The organism is Deltaproteobacteria bacterium (genome assembly GCA_017302835.1).
Taxonomy (GTDB): Bacteria; Bdellovibrionota; Bdellovibrionia; order Bdellovibrionales; family Bdellovibrionaceae; genus UBA2316.
The window spans coordinates 78,183-96,813 of the sequence record JAFLCC010000010.1; the positions used below are offsets into that span (position 1 = coordinate 78,183).

The 18,631-nt window shown below is 35.3% G+C and carries 16 protein-coding genes; 9 read left to right on the top strand and 7 right to left on the bottom strand.

Features of this window, described 5'->3' with window-relative positions; genetic code table 11:
• Window positions 1-43 precede the first annotated feature (43 nt).
• On the top strand, window positions 44-736 hold the full coding sequence (locus J0M15_12035; GenBank protein MBN8537774.1) for a hypothetical protein: 693 nt from the start codon (window positions 44-46) through the stop codon (window positions 734-736).
• A 45-nt stretch (window positions 737-781) separates the two neighbouring features.
• On the opposite strand, the gene J0M15_12040 is transcribed toward J0M15_12035, so the two are convergent.
• Together J0M15_12040 and J0M15_12045 are read right to left on the bottom strand one after the other, a co-directional pair.
• Window positions 782-4,255, bottom strand: a complete 3,474-nt coding sequence (locus J0M15_12040; protein MBN8537775.1) for a hypothetical protein — start codon at window positions 4,253-4,255, stop codon at window positions 782-784.
• A gap of 103 nt (window positions 4,256-4,358) precedes the next feature.
• On the bottom strand, window positions 4,359-4,706 hold the full coding sequence (locus J0M15_12045; protein MBN8537776.1) for a hypothetical protein: 348 nt from the start codon (window positions 4,704-4,706) through the stop codon (window positions 4,359-4,361).
• 299 nt (window positions 4,707-5,005) lie between these two features.
• Between J0M15_12045 and J0M15_12050 the strand changes: the two genes are divergently transcribed.
• Entirely contained in the window at window positions 5,006-5,899 is an 894-nt protein-coding gene (locus J0M15_12050; GenBank protein MBN8537777.1) for a hypothetical protein, read from the top strand.
• A 1-nt stretch (window position 5,900) separates the two neighbouring features.
• Here J0M15_12050 and J0M15_12055 read toward each other — a convergent pair whose 3' ends face one another.
• From J0M15_12055 to J0M15_12065, 3 genes are all read right to left on the bottom strand, one after another.
• Window positions 5,901-7,355, bottom strand: coding sequence for a phosphatidylserine/phosphatidylglycerophosphate/cardiolipin synthase family protein (locus J0M15_12055; GenBank protein MBN8537778.1), 1,455 nt, complete (start codon window positions 7,353-7,355; stop codon window positions 5,901-5,903).
• Between the two features lie 149 nt (window positions 7,356-7,504).
• Window positions 7,505-8,569 carry a hypothetical protein gene (locus J0M15_12060; protein ID MBN8537779.1) on the bottom strand — a complete coding sequence of 355 codons (1,065 nt, stop codon included), beginning with the start codon at window positions 8,567-8,569 and terminating at the stop codon, window positions 7,505-7,507.
• Window positions 8,570-8,586: 17 nt separating this feature from the next.
• Window positions 8,587-9,567, bottom strand: coding sequence for an RluA family pseudouridine synthase (locus J0M15_12065; GenBank protein ID MBN8537780.1), 981 nt, complete (start codon window positions 9,565-9,567; stop codon window positions 8,587-8,589).
• A gap of 251 nt (window positions 9,568-9,818) precedes the next feature.
• On the opposite strand from J0M15_12065, the gene J0M15_12070 reads away from it, so the two are divergent.
• Both J0M15_12070 and J0M15_12075 read left to right on the top strand, forming a co-directional pair.
• Window positions 9,819-10,412 (top strand): DedA family protein, encoded by a 594-nt coding sequence (locus J0M15_12070; GenBank protein ID MBN8537781.1) that lies wholly within the window; start codon window positions 9,819-9,821, stop codon window positions 10,410-10,412.
• The gene (locus J0M15_12075; GenBank protein ID MBN8537782.1) at window positions 10,409-11,095 is read left to right on the top strand and encodes a hypothetical protein; all 687 of its coding nucleotides are present in this window, start codon (window positions 10,409-10,411) and stop codon (window positions 11,093-11,095) included. Before J0M15_12070 ends, J0M15_12075 begins: the two co-directional genes overlap by 4 nt.
• A gap of 4 nt (window positions 11,096-11,099) precedes the next feature.
• On the opposite strand, the gene J0M15_12080 is transcribed toward J0M15_12075, so the two are convergent.
• The gene (locus tag J0M15_12080) at window positions 11,100-12,134 is read right to left on the bottom strand and encodes a hypothetical protein (protein MBN8537783.1); all 1,035 of its coding nucleotides are present in this window, start codon (window positions 12,132-12,134) and stop codon (window positions 11,100-11,102) included.
• Window positions 12,135-12,227: 93 nt separating this feature from the next.
• On the opposite strand from J0M15_12080, the gene J0M15_12085 reads away from it, so the two are divergent.
• The 3 genes from J0M15_12085 (at window position 12,228) to J0M15_12095 (ending at window position 15,158) form a co-directional block, all read left to right on the top strand.
• Entirely contained in the window at window positions 12,228-13,058 is an 831-nt protein-coding gene (locus J0M15_12085; protein ID MBN8537784.1) for a TatD family hydrolase, read from the top strand.
• A complete protein-coding gene (locus J0M15_12090) occupies window positions 13,048-13,875 on the top strand; it encodes a tRNA threonylcarbamoyladenosine dehydratase (protein ID MBN8537785.1) in 828 nt (275 codons plus the stop codon). The genes J0M15_12085 and J0M15_12090 overlap by 11 nt, the downstream gene beginning before the upstream one ends.
• A gap of 314 nt (window positions 13,876-14,189) precedes the next feature.
• A complete protein-coding gene (locus tag J0M15_12095; GenBank protein ID MBN8537786.1) occupies window positions 14,190-15,158 on the top strand; it encodes a deoxyhypusine synthase family protein in 969 nt (322 codons plus the stop codon).
• A gap of 4 nt (window positions 15,159-15,162) precedes the next feature.
• On the opposite strand, the gene J0M15_12100 is transcribed toward J0M15_12095, so the two are convergent.
• A complete protein-coding gene (locus tag J0M15_12100) occupies window positions 15,163-16,053 on the bottom strand; it encodes a hypothetical protein (GenBank protein ID MBN8537787.1) in 891 nt (296 codons plus the stop codon).
• Window positions 16,054-16,235: 182 nt separating this feature from the next.
• Between J0M15_12100 and J0M15_12105 the strand changes: the two genes are divergently transcribed.
• Both J0M15_12105 and J0M15_12110 read left to right on the top strand, forming a co-directional pair.
• On the top strand, window positions 16,236-17,207 hold the full coding sequence (locus tag J0M15_12105) for a trypsin-like serine protease (GenBank protein MBN8537788.1): 972 nt from the start codon (window positions 16,236-16,238) through the stop codon (window positions 17,205-17,207).
• On the top strand, window positions 17,204-18,625 hold the full coding sequence (locus tag J0M15_12110; protein ID MBN8537789.1) for a hypothetical protein: 1,422 nt from the start codon (window positions 17,204-17,206) through the stop codon (window positions 18,623-18,625). Before J0M15_12105 ends, J0M15_12110 begins: the two co-directional genes overlap by 4 nt.
• Window positions 18,626-18,631: the final 6 nt, after the last annotated feature.

The window sequence follows — 18,631 nt, forward strand, 5'->3', positions numbered from 1 at the left end:
TCATGAATTTCTTTTTTAGAACGATGAGTTCAATGAGGTATTCATGAAAAAATTTATTTGCAGTTTATTGACTTTATCCCTAACTCAGATTGTTTTCGCCTATGAGGTGGATGATAGCTCAAATCCGCTTTGCAACAATGAAGCAAAGCTAACCTATTTTTGGAATAAGGAAGAAAGATATTGTCAAAGTGAAATCAAAATAAAAGAAACTCACATTTCTATAACAGCTGAAAATGGAGTTTTTGTTATAAAAACTGATCAAGGAGAAACGGTGAATGCATTCTATGATAAAACATTGAAATCCTTACCTGAAAAATATGGTTTTGCTTCTAAGAATTGTGGCAATAATCGTAGATTGTGCTTTGTCGAAAAAGCATCAACTAATACAACCGAAGATAAATTAAAAGTACGCATGGGGCAAACTCTTGAAGCTTTTCCTACAAATGATAAAATAGACTCTGATTTAGCTTACATATTTAAATTTGAAGCAATAAATTGCCAAAAAAAAACAGGAGAAACGGAAACAAGGTTAATAATTCGAGAACCAAAAACCAATAAGATCTTTGCCGCCCTGACATCAGATACATCATTTAGGGTTGAAGAAACCTGGGCTCGCAATAATGAAGACGCGTGTAAAAAGCTAAATACCGAAAAACGAAATCAAAATAGTATACAAAGAACTTCACCCCCAGGAGGGCAAAAATCGCCAAAAAATAATTCTCCAACTAATACGTGATTTAGAAATGTAAAAAATAAAACTTAAATCTAGTTAAAAATATCCTCATTTCGTGGAATCTTCCAAATTCAGTAATTTCTGATAATAACTCACTTGAGTACTTGCCTTCGATTTCGTGAGCTTGCTGTATCCTGATTGGGAATTTTTCACTGTTTCCCAAAGCTCCAATGCCCATTTCCCAACAAAATCACCGCCTCTTTGCACCGCATGATTTTTTAGGAAAAACTCCAAAGATGTTAATAATTCCTTCTTGGTGTCTACAGCCTTAGTATTTTCGGCTACCTTTAATACCGTGTTAAAAACATCCTCAACAACCGGTTTAAAAACATCGACTTGTTTTGATTTTAAAATAGAGTACATGTCATATTTTAAACCTTTTAAATCAACAATGGCCTGTTGATACAATTTATTATTAGGTTCATAGGTCAACGAGCCAAGAATATTTGTATGGTTTGCAGAAGTTGCAGAAAATGTTAAGTAAGGAGTAAAATCGGCTTGTGGTTCCAGATGGTTGACCATCATATCATAGAGTTCTCTCGATCTAGGTGAGAGAACTGCGAGATTGACACCAAATTTAGAAGCTCCCTTATAAATTTTTGAAGTCATGCCCCAGGATTTTATAGGCCCATATCCTTTTGTTGTGGTATCTTCGAACTGCGCTGCATAGCCTGACGCATAGTTAGCATGAATTTCACTTACTGGAATTTTTAGAACATAAATTTTTCCATCATCCTGTTTAGTAAATTTGTCATTATTTTTTTTGACCTTATTCACGAATTCAATTACTTGATCTAAGGGTATTGAAAAATCTTTAGAAAAAGCACCTATCCAGCTGAGTGTATAGTAATCAACGTCTAATTTCTTCTTTGCTTCCCTTTGGGCTAAACTTGCTAGCCATTCTTTAGCTGCTTCAGTTGAATCTGTCTTTTGTTTGATATATTCCTTAAATAAGTCGATCAACCCCTTTTCGACTTCAAGTCTAGAAATCTGTTCGAAGGTTTTCAGCGATAACAAGTAAGTTGGGTCCGCCGTGGTTGACACTCCAAGCTTGCTTCCACGATTGATCGCATGAAGGGCATGATTCATAAACAAAGACTCAAACTCTTCCATACTTTGAACATCTTGAGATCTTTTTGTAAATATGAGAACTCCCTCAGTGAAAATAGCTTCTGCTATCTTATTTCCACGAGCTAGTTCTGCAATTTTCTGCTTTACTTGCAAACTTAATGTCACGGGTTCAGAAGAATTATTTTTAGCTGGCGGGTTTTTGATTAAGGTGTAGATTTCTCTTATCTGCGGTGCTAACAAACCATTTAAGGTTAATAGTCTAACTAAAAAGTGTCGTCGTTCTTCGACCTGAGATATAAAACCAAAAAAAGTCCCCTTAAGACCAGATTGAAGTCTATAAACAAAAACATGCTCATCCCCTAATTTAGAGATTGCCATGTCAAAGGTTTCATATCGTAACTTAGAAAAATGAGCAAAATAATCTTCAAGTTGAACGAATTGGGCGTTTTCACGAAGAGTTTTTAACTCCGAACGACTCAAATCTGATAGCCGTGTTAAAAAAGGTTTAAGAATCACTCTCGCGGCGGTATGTAATTTTCTTCTGGACATTGAAATTTCATTTAGGATTAACGACTTTTTAAGCTCTGGTATTTGACGACTCTCCCGAACTTGTCTCGCGAGTTGATTATATTCTAGATCTCGCTGTTCATACTGACCAATAAGATCTCCAATCTTATTTCCACGATTACCTTTAAAGTAGTTTTGCTCAAAACTAGTTCTTCCAGCTTTTCTGTTTTCAATAGGATCTCCGCGAGAAGGAATAAGAACGGCATAAGGATTTTCAAATGGATTTTCTTGTATCTTAACGGCTCGATCTAATGATTTTAGTTGCCAAGGATAAAGAAACAAGGAACCAGTCTTGTTAGCTTGTAAAACTTGGTGGTCATAAATTATTTCAAAGTCAGCGGAATGCTTATTCCCATTTAACAAGTCTTCGACAGCTGAAAGATTTGTTCCTAATAGTTCCTGATGTTCAGGAGTTATTTTTCTTCTTACCCCTTTTTGACCAGAGTAATCCCCATTCAAACCAAGTAATTTATAGGCATAATCAGAAATGGGTAAAAGCTGCAATTTTCCATTCACGTTACGTACGGTATAAGGGACAATCCCCTCATATAAAAATCCATCATCTTTGAAAATAAAACTTCTGTTTTCTTTTCCTAATTGGATCATCCTGCCATCTAGAGGAGTCACTCGATCCTTGGTTCTCATATAGGAAATCGCACGGGGGTATTTTTCTGCATATTTTCCATAAATCTGTACTCTCAAACCGGCGGCTTTCCCTGTTAGAGAAATACCTTCTCTTTCAACATAGGCCTCCCTAGAATCCTTCTCCTGAAGTATTTCGTAGGTTTTAATTGTATAATTAATATAATCACTGATGCCGTTTCGGTATTGCTCAGCAACCTCCGCAACAGACATCTTTATATCTACTGAAAGATTAACGGCAGGGTCTAAACCTAACTGAATCAGGACTCGATTGATCACCATTTGAATTGTTAATTCATTTAAATTTGCTAAAGGCTCTAAGGAAATCAAACCCAAGTGAAGCTCTGAAACAAAATCAATTTTCTCTGAAAAACTTTTCAAGTTATTCTCTTTTAAACTCGTATTGGCAAATAAAAGTAATTTATCTAATTGTGTTTTTACTTTGTCGCCTGCAGGCAAAGACGCCAACAAGGCCCTAGAGTTTTCCGCTGAGTAAGTGGTCTCTTCTATATTTCCATTTATGGAATGGATATTTCTTTTTATATTTGCAAATTCAATCTCTGTTAATGAGTCCTTTGAATAATCCATAGTTTTAGATTTAGACCGAAACCCCTTACCAGAACTAAAATATTTTTTGATTTGCTCCAACATTTTATTCTTAAATAATTCAAATCTAGAGACTTCCCCGTTTTCAAAAACTAACCTTGGATTTAAATCTTGAATTAATGAAGTCTGGACATCACCTTTAAGCAGTTTATTCACATCCATTAATAAGTCTGAGCTTAAACTAAATTGGTCATTTGAAATGTCTCGTAAAGTTCTCCAAGCTTTTGAATAAATTTTTACTTCCTTTTCAGTTAATAACTCTACGGGGTGTCTTTCAGTCTTCAATACCTGATCGACTCGATCTGAGCCCAATACCAGTGCCCATAATCCCAAATTTTCGTACTGTGAAAACTGTTCTATCACTCTGGTTTTTCCACTGACTTCAGTGAATATCTGCTCTTTTTTTTCAGCTCTTTCTTGGGCAAGAATTGTTTTGCTGTCTAAATAATAAGACTTACAAGTCACTTCGGCAGCAGGTTTTCTCTGGTTCAATCCAGAAGTATTGGGCCTTAAAGCTGTACTTGATGGGCCAACGGCTGTTCCTGGAAAAGCATGAATTTGACTACTGATTAATGGTGTTAAAACATGAATCGAAACAAACAGAACGCGAGTGGATAATATTTTATAATTTTTCATTAAGACAGATTAAAGTAATAAAAAATCCATTTCAACTGTAGAAATTTAGACAGAATGACGATTAATGCTGTCATCGAACGGCCACCCCTAATTTCCAGGGATTTTAGGGCTGCGAAGTTAAAGGTTTTGTATTTACTAGTTCATAAACCAAAGCATGAGCCCAACCGTTCGAGCCATCGGGAATGTATTCGTCATAACAAAGCTGAGGAGCTACCGCGAATCCAGTAATCTCCATAAAGACAGAATCATCCACAGTAAAACCTTCAGGTGCGCACTCTTTAATATTGTACCTATTAATTAAATTTCGATTGCAAGGACATTCCGGGTTTGGTGCCGTACTGTTTAAGGTCGTTCCTCCTGTCCAAACTTCCTTGAATAGATAGGTTACAGGTTTAGCATGAACAAGGTTACAAAAAAGAATTACCATTGAAACCAGTATCGACTTCTTCATAATTTTCCACCTTTGCAGAAGGTTGTAAATTGTATCGTTAGGTAGGACCTACCACTAAAACGAGAATATAAATTGAAAATCTGAAAATTTCACCTGTAGATATTTGTACAGTCATATAAATATTATCAAAAGCGAAAAGTTCTCTCTTTAAAATCTTGGAATGTAACTTGCATTAATCAAAATACGTGATTCCAAAAAGCACGAATTCATTTAAGTACGTTTTCTTGATTTTAGTTATCTGTTGGATAACTTCACCAGTCTTTGCAATTAATGCGTGTATAATAAATTACGATGCCTCTTTGAAAAGTATTGTTTCTTCTTTGGTTGGTCTAACAAAAATGGAACGTGCTTTGGAATTTGATGCTAAATTCGTGAGGGAGCTAGGAATCTCTCCAGAAAGTCTGGTACGGCGTTATCAGATTGAAAATAAAAAATCATCTGAAATCACCAAAAGACTTCGTAATGGTGACTATTCGATTGCGATCATGGCCCCAAATGAATACTTAGAAAGTATACTATCACAAGGTATTAAGAATCTACATGAGACTAAATACGGCGGAGGCGTTGAAAATTTAGACATTAGAAAGGGAGTCGAATTATCTTTATCTGGAATGACTGAAGAACAGTATTTGGCCTTACCTGATAAGTGGAAGCCGAAGTATGCGATGCTTTGGCCCGCGTTAAATAGCTCATTAGTTAACATCACCTTTTCCACATGGGGAAAGATCGCCCTTATTCTAAAAGAGAAAAATTTTATTGATCGTTTAACTTGGACGCCCATGGATAGCTTCGATATAGTTAAAGAGTTACACTACAAAACACTTAAATCTGGAAAAGCCATTGACCCTGATAAACTGACTTGGTACCAGCAGTTTATCCCATTGAGTCGCATTGATCTTGCAACTTTGTTTGTGCACGAGTACGACAAAGCGATGCTTCGAAAAAAGTCAGAAAATAAATCTTTTATGCCCAAAAAAATTGAGATTGGATCACTGAATGTTTTCTTTAATCCTCCAGAGCGAGCCAACCATTTCCTTGAATTTCAAGTTTGGGATGAAATCAATCCTACGGACATTAAAGCAATTGTTTTTTTATCCGACCCTCCCTCTGAAGAGAATCTTAAGAGACTCAAAGAGCTATCTATTGTCGTCTACGATGGTAGAAGTGGTCAGCGCGTCCTTTGGGAAAAGTAGTTTATAGAAGTGGTTCTTTTACCTTCATCATTATTTTTTCCCAGAAACCCCTAGGTAATAATATGGTTTCTATTTTGGGTCTCCCATAATATTCTTTGCAGGTTTGAGGCAAATATCTTAAATTATATTTCTTTTCTCCCTGACTTATTATCTCGACTCCTCTAAAAATTCCATTTTTTAAAGTTCTATCATAAATCACTTTTGCGATTTCAATACTTTTAAAGAAGACACCGTTTTCTGAATTAAAACTTTTTGAACGATTATCAAAATTATAGGATCCCCAGTAGATACTTTCTTTATCTACTACAATTACTTTTCCATGAAACACGTAAAAAAACTCATTCAGATAAACCTCAAATCCACTATTTTCCAATTTTCTTAAATCGAACTTAAACTGCTTAGACACATCCCCCTCGTCTGACCCTCCAGCTTTATTCGTAAAAATCTTAATAATCACACCTCTGTTTTTTGCACTGATAAGGGCTTCATAAATGTCTTTAGGAAGTAAAACATAGGGGTTAGAAATAATAATTTCATGTTGAGCTGAAGAGATTAATTCTAGTATTTTTTTATGAATCTTATTGTTTTTCTTTATGAATGAGGATGTGTCATTTACATACTCTAGATCTTGAACGGAAACAAAATGATTAAGTTCTTTTGAGTTTTTAATTTGATTTAAAAAACCCTTTTGCTTTAAAATGGCTTCATCATATTTTCTTCTGACATCATCGGTTAAGTTAACTTTTTCTCCCGTGGACCAAAATTCCGTTTCATTCCATTTCCTTTCAAACTCCTGACGAGCCTCATATTCGGCTGGACCTTGAATCAAAATCTCTCTGTCTAAAAATGTCCACGCTTCCCACCTTTCCTTTTTGTCAGACATTTCCTTTTTTCCAAGAAGAAAATAATATTTTGAATAATTCGAAGATCCTACGATAGTTCCATGTTTCGTGATAAAAACTTTATCATGTGTCCTCAAATTTAAATAATTAACAAAACCCAAAGGTCCTAGTTTTAAAAAATATAATAAATTTTTAAAATTGTAAGACAGTGGCCTGTAAGCCCGCAACTCTACACCTTTTTCTCTCATATAGGTCATAAGTTCAGAACTTACTTTCGAAGAAAAAGCATCGAACCCTATTCTGGGGGCTCCGCCCTTTTCTGCAATTTCAATAGCGGCGGCTAAAAGAGAAAAACCAACAGAATCTTCAGCCAAGGTAAAGGTCAGTACGTCTAACTGTTTATTTTCCGGATGCAAGGCTAAATCTATTCGACTTTGATAAGACTCTCTTTGCGTAAAAAGAGGCAAAACCATATCCACAGAATCGTTCAATGATTGAATTCCCTCTTGATAACTTACTTTTTCTGATGCCCGCAAATTGAGAACAGTTAAGAGAAAAATTAAAATGAAAACTTTTAGCTGAGAATAAATTATGTGATTTAAAAATTCTTTCATAAGGTTGACCTTATAAAAGTGATTTTTTAAACTAACAACTGTCACTATTTTATCTGTAAATTATTCGTATTTAAGATTTTAAATTGTATAAATGATAGTACCTATTTCCGACAGTTGTCATTGAAATTTTTACTCTACCACACAAATTCCTAATATTTATTAGAGTCAGACTTTCTTTCTATATTTAATTTTGCATAAATTGGAAAATGATCAGAAGAACCAAGCAGAGTCTTTGAGTTAAATCGTAGTGGTTTTTCATCTTTCGTTTGAGATTCTTCCATCTTAATAACCTTCACGGTTTCAGGAACAAATTTCAAACCGTCTTTGATAAGTCCTTTATTAAAAAATAAAACATCTAGAAAAGCCCAATGCCCTTTATACCAGTGCGTTCCTCTGCAAGTCTGGCAAGCGTCTAAATGAGATATTTTTCCCAGAGGAACCAACTGGTTTTTAAAATATCCATCCTCTTCTTCTTCCTTGGCAGTGATATTAAAATCCCCACCCACAATTAAATTTTTATTTGAACTTTTCTCAATGAGCTCTTTTAGAAATAAAAGAGCCTGTTTCCTTAAGTAGGATGGATTACCTTGTGAAGGGAGATGAACCCCCATAAATCTAACTTTCAATAAGTTTGGTAAGACAACTTCAACGTCTAACAAACCCCTGGTCTTTCTCACTTTGTCTTGATCTTTTATATTTTGTGCTTGAAAAGGAATGTCATGCAGTTTTGGTTTTTTAGAAAGGGGGTATCGACTGAGAAAAGCCACATCGATTCCTCTTAGGTCTTTTCCTTCAATTAAAATAACTGTTTTATATTTTGCAGCTTTAAGAAAATCTGAATTGAGCCTCTTTAAGATTTTAATATTTTCTACTTCTGTTAAAAACAAATTATCTGGCCCTCTTCCCTCATCAACGCTGAGAATAACTTTGGCAATATTTTCTAATTTTGCATTCAGAACTTTATCATTCCAATCGAGTGAAAAACATTCTTTTCGATAAAAATAAGAAGCTATCTTTTTACATTTTTCCTTATGTTTACTATTGTTTTTAACCTCCTTGGGAAGGAAAGTTTCATCATCTTTTCCCACATCATGGATATTATCGAATAAATTTTCTACATTATAAGTCATTACCGAAACTTCAATGTTTTCAACCTCTGCATTTAGCAGGTAAGGAGTAACGAGAAACAAAACCATTATAAATTTTTTAAACAAAATCCTATCCCCTTCTTTTATAATTCTTGCACAGATTCTAAAGTAAATTTTTGCATTATTTGTGTAAATGGATTTATGAATTCAATGCAACTTGCTTGCAACGATAATCTAGGATTTGAATCTCCTCCATAGAGTTTATCTCCGACAATGGGACTTCCTAAGTAGTGTAACTGGGCTCTGATTTGATGTGTCCTTCCTGTTTCTAATTCAATCTTCACCTTATCGTATTTCTTAATTGGATTTAAATTAAACCGATCTCTCAGGAAAGCGCTTTCCAGTTCACTGACTTCTAAAATATTTAACTCGCAAATTTTTGCATTTTCTTCCTTTTGAGAGATTATCACCTTAGGTGCTCTTTTAGAATTCCTCATCCAATGGACTTGCTTTCCTAAAGGCAATTGAGAATTTAAAACAATGGCTTCGTATTGTTTACGAATTTTCCTCTGTTGAAAGATTCGATGAAACTCCTCTTGGGCTCTTCGTGTTTTTGCGAGAATCAGTAACCCTTGAGTTTCGACATCTAACCGATGGACTGAAAAATAGCTTTGCCCGTTAAGTTTTTCTAACTGAACAAGAATATTTTCTGTAGCATTATCCAAACAGGGATGTATGGGTACACCTGCTGGTTTATCCAAAACAAGAAATTGATCTTCTTCATAAATGATTCTTTGTTCAAGATTTTCCCATAAATAAAAATATCTTCGCGGACAAAAATGGAACCTTAAAAGACTGTTGGCACTCATTTTTTCAGTTCTCCATTTATCTGAAACCATTCGGACGTCTTGACAATAAACAGCCCCAAATTGAATCAAACTACTTAGATCAAAAAATCCATTGGCGATTAAATCCTGGTGATCTCCTGATGCCAAGACCTGAGTAAATGCTCTCTCTGCAAGGCTTTTTATTGAATTTTCCCAAAGCACTTCCAAAGAGATCTCATTCTGGGTTACAAAATGCAGTACCGTTTGATGATGTCCAGAAAATTTATATTTATGCATAGAGAAATTTCAGGCTTTTTTAATACTTTTCGCAATACCTTTCATGTACAATATGCGAACAACTATACCAATTCTTATTGGTATAACAGGTCTCGGCATTAAGTTAAACTTAATTAAGATACCTAAAACTGTTTTCATTTTTATTCTTTCTAGGAGTTGTTTTTTTGGAGAATTTGTTTAATCACGAAATATTTCAATGGTTTGCTCAATTTGCCTTTGAACCAAATAAAGTTTATCTTGGTGTTTGTTTCATGATGCTTGCCTCTGCCTTAGGGCTACCTCTGCCTGAAGAAATCACTTTGGTAAGTGTTGGTTTTTTAGCCTTTATGGGTTCGAGACCTGATTTGTTTCCTCCCCCTTACCCAAGTGCCCCTGTTGTGAATGTTCACGAAGCCGCCTTTATCTCTTTTCTTGCCGTCTTTGGCAGTGACTTTCTTATTTATTTTATCGGCAGAAAATGGGGTCGAAAAATATTACATCATCAACGAATGAAAAAGATATTATCCGAGACCGTCCTTGCAAAGGTTGAGTCCTGGACTAAAAAATATGGCAATTTTGCCGTTTTTGTTTTTAGATTTACCCCTGGTATCAGATTTCCAGGTCATTTAGCCAGTGGCATGTTAAAATTTTCAGCTTGGAAGTTTGCACTTGTGGACGGATTTGCAGCTTTAGTCAGTGTTCCTACGCAAATTTATTTAATTGCAACCTATGGAAAAGAAATACTATCTGTCATCCATAAATTTAAAATCTTTCTGTTTATTAGCATTCTTCTGGTCATAGTTTATTTTATTATAAAAAAACTAAAAGAAAAATATCATAGCAAACAATTGGAGAAGCCGACTTGACCTTTAACCATGAAGATCACTTGCTTGTTGCCATCGATTACTTTATTGATTTTGCAAACAATGTTTTTTTGTTAGGCTATGATCTGAGAATCGATGCTTATTCCTATTGCCGGTTTCCACGGCATTTCTATTTTGAATCCATAGAGTTTAACACCATCCTGCGAGTTCAAAAAAACAGAATTGAAAGTAATATGGAAACCATGCCTCATTCTCTTGATGAAAATTATTTTTATTTAGTTAGCTCCATTTCTCCAGATGATTTAAACCCCATTGAAAAGATTTATTATACTCATTATCAGAAAAAAAAATCAGAACTTCTCACTGATGAAAACCCAAATCCAAACCGCCTTTGGATTCAAACAGGTACGGTTAAAAAAGTAACTGAAGTGGTTTCTCTGCTTGGGAAATGCCTGGATCTAAAAATTATATGCACTTCCAATCTCCATTCTCCGGCAACCCCAACCTTAATTCCCAAAGCTGATTTTGAAATCACTGCCAGAACTCAAGAATTCGATTTTCAAGTTGAGGATTCAATTATTTTTCTAATTAAAAAAAATATCTCTTCACAGGGAATGACTCTAACATTATTGGGTGTAAAACCAAAAAAAGAATCAGCAAGTTACTTGAACTCTACTTTTCTAGATAAAAAAAATGACCAAATCAAGTGGATCGACTACCGATAAAGTATTAGCTTGCTTTCTTAATGAAGTGTTTCGAATTCAATTCAGTGCAAACATGTAAACTAACTGAGTGTTGATGATCATGAAAATTATTTTCCGGCCAAAATATTTTCTCATAACCTTCCTGTATACCAAATATTTCTTCTCGTATTTTAAATAAGAGCCCTGCTTCTGACCCCAACAACCAGTCCATTTGAACCAAATACAATGCCTCTTCGAGCTCCTTTGGTTTTAAGGAAGACGTAAATTTCTCTGGCAAGTGATCTATCAAATGACAGGCATTATGAGAGTATTGATGGAATCCCCTATTCAATGGCTCAAACAAGAGTTTTTCAATTTTGATATCACTGCTGCTACCAGAAATAAAAGGAACGAATATTTTTTTAAAGTGATGGTACATGAGAGCATCGTTAACAATATATTCGGCCTTTGGAAGGTAATCAGTGATAGAATCCATCTTTAGGCCCTCATGACTAGAATCTTCTACATAAGAATTAAAATCGAAAGCAACCAAGGATCTGATATTCCACAAAAAGGAATATAAAAATAATAGTTTTTGCTGAAACTCTGGAGAAAAATGAACAGAAAAATTAAACAACAAGGGCTTTCTGAGACTTGATTCTAGATAATCAATCAAATCGTTAACTAAAAAAAGGTCCTTTAAATTGATACTCTCTTTTTTTAGAACCTGATTTAAACAGTGTTCAATTTTTTTCTCAAAATCATTTAACAATTCATCGTTGATGGAATTTGATTGCTCTGATAAGGCAATGACTCTTTTTCTGGAGCGCCCATACATCTCGTAGGATGGCTCTAATTGACGCCAAACATCCACCGAATTTTCCAATTCAAACAAATGACCCTTACCCAAGCTTTTGTTTAAATTATAAAAGCTAAGGAATGCCAAAACATCCGTGAAATACTTTAAAGGCTTTTGGTGTTTGTGATTATGGATATTTTCTTTTTGCAGCTCAAAGGAATAGGGTTTTAGATGTGGTCCTTTTTCTAATTTTAAATCGAATTCAAAAACTTTATTTGCCATTTTTTTATCTCCCTAATGCCTAATGAGTGATAACAGATAAGCGATTATAGATTTCTATCGACAAATTTAGCATTCCTATGAGACTAGTTTTATATGGGGATCCAAAATATTGATTGTCATAATCACCTTGCCGAAGTGTTCAAACAAGACCAAAGAAAGGCACAAGTATATATCGACTTAGCCTTAAAAAAAAATATTGTCTTTTTTATGCAGGGAGGGATTGGTCCTCCTAATTGGGACCATCAACTGGAGTTTAAAAAATGTTACCCCTTGCTCGTTGGACTCTGTTTTGGCCTCCATCCCTATTGGATCTCAGAAAACTCAGAAGCCAGCTGCGAACTCGCCCTAGACAAACTGAGCCATTATTTAGAACGACACTCAAAACAAGAAAATAACATCATTGCCCTTGGAGAAATTGGCTTAGATTTTAGACCCCAAATCGTTAAAGAAAGCAAAGAACTCCAAATAAGAATGTTGGAGTTGCAATTAGAAATGCTCAAGTGGTTTAATATCCCGGCCGTATTTCACTTTGTAAAAGCCTTTAACGAGGCTCAAACGATTCTAAATTGGTGGACAGACTCTCATCTGAAAGGAATGATTCATTCATTTAATGGAACTAGTGAGCAAGCCCAATTCTGGGTAGAAAAGGGGCTGTTACTTTCTATCGGAGGTCCTGTTTGTTATCCAAAAAATCAGAGGCTCCATCAAGCCTTGCTTCATATTCCACTGGACCACCTTCTCCTTGAAACAGACTCCCCAGACCAATCTCCCCCTACTTATCCAAAAGGCGAGAATCAGCCGACTTCGCTTTGGGATGTTGCAAAAAAAATAGGATCCATAAGAAAACTAGACGCCGAAGAAATTCTTGATATAAGTAATCAAAATTTTCAAAGAGTTTTTGGAGAAATACCTTATGGAAGCTAATCAAATAACTGAAACAAAATATGTCCTTCATCGACGTTTCGATCGCCTTGCCAGATTGATTGGAGACGCTAAAATGGAAGCATTGTTTTCAAAACACGTGATGATCATTGGCCTTGGGGGTGTGGGTTCATGGGCGGCAGAGAGTCTTGCAAGATCGGGCATTGGACAAATAACCTTAGTCGATTTTGATGAAATTTGTATCACCAATGCCAATCGTCAGCTTCATACCTTAACCGGTCTTATTGGAAAGAAAAAAGCCCAAGTCATGGGCGAAAGATTGCAAAAAATCAATCCTCAGGCCAGAATTAACTGCCTCAATGTTTTTTACAACGCTGAAAATTCAGCATCTATTTTATCACACCAACCTGATTATATTATTGATGCCATTGATAATATCACTGCCAAATGTCATTTGATTGCCACCGCAAAAAATAAAAATATTAAGTTGATAACCAGTGGCGGCTCTGGAGCCAAACTAGATCCAACAAAAATCAAAATTTCTGATCTTGCAACTACAGAAATTGATCCCTTATGTGCCACTTTAAGAAAACTTCTTCGACAAAACTATGACTTTCCAAAAGAAAGATTTTTTGGAATTCCCTGTGTTTGGTCTGATGAAGAGCCAAGAGATCCTCTTGCCCTTCATTATGACCAGGGAGAAGGGTTTAAATGTGTTTGCCCTCAAGGCCAAAACAATCTTCACTCTTGTGAACATCGAAATGTTATCCATGGGACAGCTAGTTTTGTTACCGGTTCCTTTGGATTGAGCCTTGCCTCTTGGGTTGTCAGAGATATTTTAGGAGAAATCAAACCATGATTGGTTATACTCTTTTTTTCTCTATTGGTTTTTTTACTATTCTTGTCGGTTCTATTTTAGTAGGGATTACTTTTAAAAGTTGGTATTTAGAATACAAAGATAAAAAAAGATAAAACTTCTAGAATTTTAAAAAATTGTATGATATTTCCACGCAACGAAAGACATGGGTTACGCCTATGACTCAAATCGAGGCCGCAGGAGGAAGGCGACTGAGGCTTGGCCAAGGCCAAGTCGCAGGGAGTCCGACCGACGAGAACGAAGAGTTGAGTCATAGGCGTAACCCATGCAACGAAAGATCACTCAAAGGGGAATTTATGTCAGTAACTGAATTTATCAATCATCATTACCGTCACTTTAATGCTAGGGCCCTTAAAGATGCAGCTCAAGGTTATAAAGAGCATGTTGAAAAAGGTGGCGAAATGTTACTGACAATGGCAGGAGCCATGAGCACCGCTGAGATCGGCCTTTCTCTTGCGGAAATGATACGACAGGGAAAAGTACAGGCTATTTCCTGTACCGGGGCTAATCTTGAAGAAGATGTTTTTAATCTGGTCGCCCATAATCATTACGAAGTGATTCCTAACTATCGAGACCTCACTCCAAAAGATGAACAACGCCTATTAGAAAAACATTTAAATCGAGTGACCGACACCTGCATTCCCGAGGAAGAAGCCATTCGAAGAATTGAAAAAGTAGTTCTCGAAGAGTGGCAAAATGCAGATCAAACAGGAAAAAGATTTTTTCCCCATGAATTTATGTATAAAATTCTTCTTTCTGGAAAATTAGAAAAGTATTACCAAATTGATCCAAAGGATTCTTGGTTATTGGCAGCGGCTCAGAAAAATCTACCGATGATTGTTCCAGGTTGGGAAGACTCGACTCTTGGAAATATTTTTACAGGTCATATATTAAAAGGGGATGTTAAAAATGTTCATACCGTAAGAACAGGTATTGAGTACATGACTTTCTTTGCTGAATGGTATATGAAAACAGCAACCAAAAAATCAGTTGGCTTTTTTCAAATAGGCGGTGGAATCGCTGGTGATTTCCCGATTTGCGTTGTGCCCATGTTAGCTCAAGATTTACAATACAGCGAAGTCCCTTTATGGAGCTACTTTTGCCAAATTAGCGACTCCACGACGTCCTATGGTTCATACAGTGGAGCGGTTCCTAATGAAAAAATCACTTGGGGAAAACTTGCTATTGAGACCCCTAAACACATGATCGAATCAGATGCTAGTATTGTCGCACCTTTGATTTTCTCTTATGTTTTAGGAAAGTAGAATTCTAAATACACTTAATAAGAACAATCTTGTCATTAGTTAACTTTGAATCCGCATTAGGTATTTTTTTAACTTGGTCGTTATCTTTGAGGGATAGGCCTCTTACAAATAAGACCGAAGAGCCTTTGGTTAATTTTATCTTATTTAAGACAAGATTATCCGAAGAAACCTTATTTGGTTCAGATAATATTTTTTCATCAGTCAAACACTGAAAACTGGCCATAATTCCATTATCTTTATCCGCATTATTTTCGATAATATCTACTGTCGATACGCCTTCTTTTAATTCTTTTTTAATAATACCGGCTTCGGCCTCATAGTTTGAAGCCTCCACTTTTGAAGAACATGAAATTAAAAATGGTTTGGATAAAAGTGAATCTGAATTTTTGAATCTCATAGTTGAATGGATCTGAGAATTGTTTGTCAGTAGCAGCTTCAGCTCTATATTTTTTAAATCATCAGGGTTTAAAAGATTGTTAAATACATCTTTATCTTTTAAGCTCCTTAAGTCAGAACAGCCAACCTGCACTTTTACGAAATTAGTACTGTCTTTTCGAGAATCAATAGAAAGCTCTGCTGCCATCGCTTTGTCCTCTTCTAAATGAAGACTCATTGTCGAGTTCTCTGGGATATTAGGATAGGTGCTTAAAACGTCAGTGGGTGTTGGTTTTCCTGGATTTTGCTGAGCCGAGGTCTTTTCTGTATTAGGCTCGCCATTAGGAGTTTTATTTTCTTCTGCTTTTTTACAGGCTTCATTCTTCCCTTTATCTTTTCCATCACATTGCAATCCACTTCCTTGCACCGCTTTTCCAATTTGCCCTTGTTTTTTCTCTTTTTTTCCACAAGATATTAAAAAAGCAAAAACAGCAATCGAAAGAATAAACCAATTTTTCATAGGAACTCCTTACTCAGAGATCCATGCTCACTTTATGCCAAAGGAAATGAGATACCTTGCAATAGGGAATGGAAAAATTCCAAAATTATCAAAAAAATACACTTCTTGGCACTACAGATGTTGAAACTTTTGACAGTACCTGAATAGCCGCTTAAATTAATCCTATTACTTTTAGGAGTTCTATGCCCAAAAAACTTAATGGCACTCAATTCGTTTTATTCTTTATTACCTTTCTTTCTCTGGCCTCTTGCAATAGAGAAATGGCTGTTAAAAGTGGAGTAGCCAAAGGTAATGACACTCCACCTAGTTACAAATTAGATTCTAAAAATGGATGTTTCGTGATGGGAATTGTTGGAGGCTCCAAAGTGGATGAAACAAGTCCACTGGGAAATCACTTGCTTCTGATTCGATCCACTTTCCAAAATAATACACCTGGTTCAACAGAAAAAATAGAAGTTATATGTACGGGTACCTTGATTAAGAAAAATTCCGTTTTGACCGCCGCCCATTGCTTTTATAAAAGTAATTACACCCTTATATTTTCCTCTATCAATGCAAGTAAAGATTTACTCTGCTCCAGTGGCTTTAATAAAAGTTTAATCTTCGAAATCACCTCGCAAAATATACATCCTAAGTATAATCCAATTAAGGATAAATCACTGGAGGATATCACTCCAGAATATGACTTAGCCGTTGTTCATTTTGAAGGTTCTTTACCTGCTAACTATATGCCTCTAAATATAAATGAAAGTGGAATTAAAAAAATTAAAGATACTAAAAATCTGGAGCTTATCATTGCTGGATATGGACAGATCTCTACTCAAAGTAAACTACCTCCTGAATTAAGATTTGCTAAAAAGCAACAAAGTCAGATTCTCATATCGCAATTTATCCCTTCAGCTAAAAAAGAAATTGATTTAATAAATCAAAAGGGGATTTTTGGACTTAAAAAGAATGATTCTAAAAATTTTTGTCATGGAGATTCAGGTGGGCCGCTCTTGATTAATACTGAAAGCGGACTTGAAATATTAGGTATCGCCTCCTTTCTTGTTGGAAACAAGAAAAACACCATTTGTGAAGATGGAAATATGTATTATACCGAAATTTCTGAATTCCCAGATCATGTCGAATGGATAAAGGAGGTTATCCAATGAAACTATTTTTTCAAAAAAATATCACTTCCTTTTTTATCTTTTTTTATTTGTTGATTGCCTTTGTGAATGACGGGTTCATGGGAACCGATGAATACTGGAATGCGATGGTAAAGTACCTGCCAGCACAAACTGCCAAAGTAACTACCCTTGTCGATGCCGAAGATGTTAAATCCCCGCTACAAGTTCTTCCTATGTTTCTTGCTGCGCAAATTGCTTGGAAAATAAATATAGAACATCCCTATGACCAGTACCGATTTACAATTATTTTTCTAACTTCCCTAAGTATTTTAATTTATCTTTTGTCATTTCATTTATTAACGAAATATAAAAACTGGAAGAATGAAAATGATTCCATTCTATTTATTGGGCTCATGACCTTCTATTTTGCCGCCTCATTTGCCCTCACCCGGCCAATGTTTGAATCGCTCGGAGCCCCGTGGATATTGCTCTCTTGTGGATTTTTCCGTAAATACCAAACTACAAACAACATTTTTTCATTGATACTCAGTACCCTTGCCGTCAGTATGGCTTTTGTTCTACGCCAGCAAACTGGCATTGGTGCCCTCACAATTCCCCTCTTATTAATTCTTGACAAAGATTATCGAGGTTTTTTCATTTCTACTTTAACCGGCTTGTTTGCCTTTTTGATTTCTGGTCTTCCAGATCTTTTTCTACGTGGCGAATTTCACCAGTCACTGGTGGCAGTTACCACTTATAATATCAAACATGGACAAGAGTACGGAAACACAACAATTTGGTTTTATCCTTTCATGTTAGTCATGATGAGTTTTTTGCCCTTTTATTTTTCAAAGAAGTATGAAAAGAACTTCATTTCAACAAACTTGATTCAACAAAAATTTAGTCTTGTTTTTATTTTCTTTTTTGTATTACTGCATTCCTATTTTCCACAAAAATTTGAACGATTTTTAATTTCTATAATCCCATTGGTTCTTGTCGTCATAACACCCTTTCTGGGACATTTGGTTTATAACTATAAGCAATACAAATGGCGACTTTCATTCCTTGCTCTCATTAATTTAATCCTCCTCTTTACAGCCAGCTTTCGCCCCTCGCAAAGTAATATTATTCAAATGGCATTATATATAGACAGGCACCCTGAAGTTTTAAAAGTATTAAATTATGGAAAAACTTTAGAATGGATTCCAGAGAAATTTATTGTTAAAAATCATCATTACCAAATAATAGATGTCGATGATTCTGGTTTACTAGACTTAAACCATGAAAAGTGTGAAAATATCCTTGTTATTAATGAATATGAATATAAGGCTCACCCAGAGAAATTTTCTAAATTTAAAATTAAAGATATTTTCGGTGTTAATTTTATTGAAGCCTTATCTTATAAATTGAATCAAAAAAATAACATTAGAAGATCACCCTTGATTGTTTTAGGATGTTAGGAAAAC

What these genes read in the sequence shown, in the direction of transcription:
- J0M15_12035 (MBN8537774.1), top strand. Translation starts at nt 44, where the DNA reads ATGAAAAAATTTATTTGCAGTTTATTGACTTTATCCCTAACTCAGATT.
- J0M15_12085 (MBN8537784.1), top strand. Translation starts at nt 12,228, where the DNA reads ATGGGGATCCAAAATATTGATTGTCATAATCACCTTGCCGAAGTGTTC.
- J0M15_12055 (MBN8537778.1), bottom strand. Translation starts at nt 7,355, where the DNA reads ATGAAAGAATTTTTAAATCACATAATTTATTCTCAGCTAAAAGTTTTC.
- J0M15_12070 (MBN8537781.1), top strand. Translation starts at nt 9,819, where the DNA reads ATGATGCTTGCCTCTGCCTTAGGGCTACCTCTGCCTGAAGAAATCACT.
- J0M15_12045 (MBN8537776.1), bottom strand. Translation starts at nt 4,706, where the DNA reads ATGAAGAAGTCGATACTGGTTTCAATGGTAATTCTTTTTTGTAACCTT.
- J0M15_12105 (MBN8537788.1), top strand. Translation starts at nt 16,236, where the DNA reads ATGCCCAAAAAACTTAATGGCACTCAATTCGTTTTATTCTTTATTACC.
- J0M15_12040 (MBN8537775.1), bottom strand. Translation starts at nt 4,255, where the DNA reads ATGAAAAATTATAAAATATTATCCACTCGCGTTCTGTTTGTTTCGATT.
- J0M15_12065 (MBN8537780.1), bottom strand. Translation starts at nt 9,567, where the DNA reads ATGCATAAATATAAATTTTCTGGACATCATCAAACGGTACTGCATTTT.
- J0M15_12100 (MBN8537787.1), bottom strand. Translation starts at nt 16,053, where the DNA reads ATGAAAAATTGGTTTATTCTTTCGATTGCTGTTTTTGCTTTTTTAATA.
- J0M15_12090 (MBN8537785.1), top strand. Translation starts at nt 13,048, where the DNA reads ATGGAAGCTAATCAAATAACTGAAACAAAATATGTCCTTCATCGACGT.
- J0M15_12110 (MBN8537789.1), top strand. Translation starts at nt 17,204, where the DNA reads ATGAAACTATTTTTTCAAAAAAATATCACTTCCTTTTTTATCTTTTTT.
- J0M15_12080 (MBN8537783.1), bottom strand. Translation starts at nt 12,134, where the DNA reads ATGGCAAATAAAGTTTTTGAATTCGATTTAAAATTAGAAAAAGGACCA.
- J0M15_12095 (MBN8537786.1), top strand. Translation starts at nt 14,190, where the DNA reads ATGTCAGTAACTGAATTTATCAATCATCATTACCGTCACTTTAATGCT.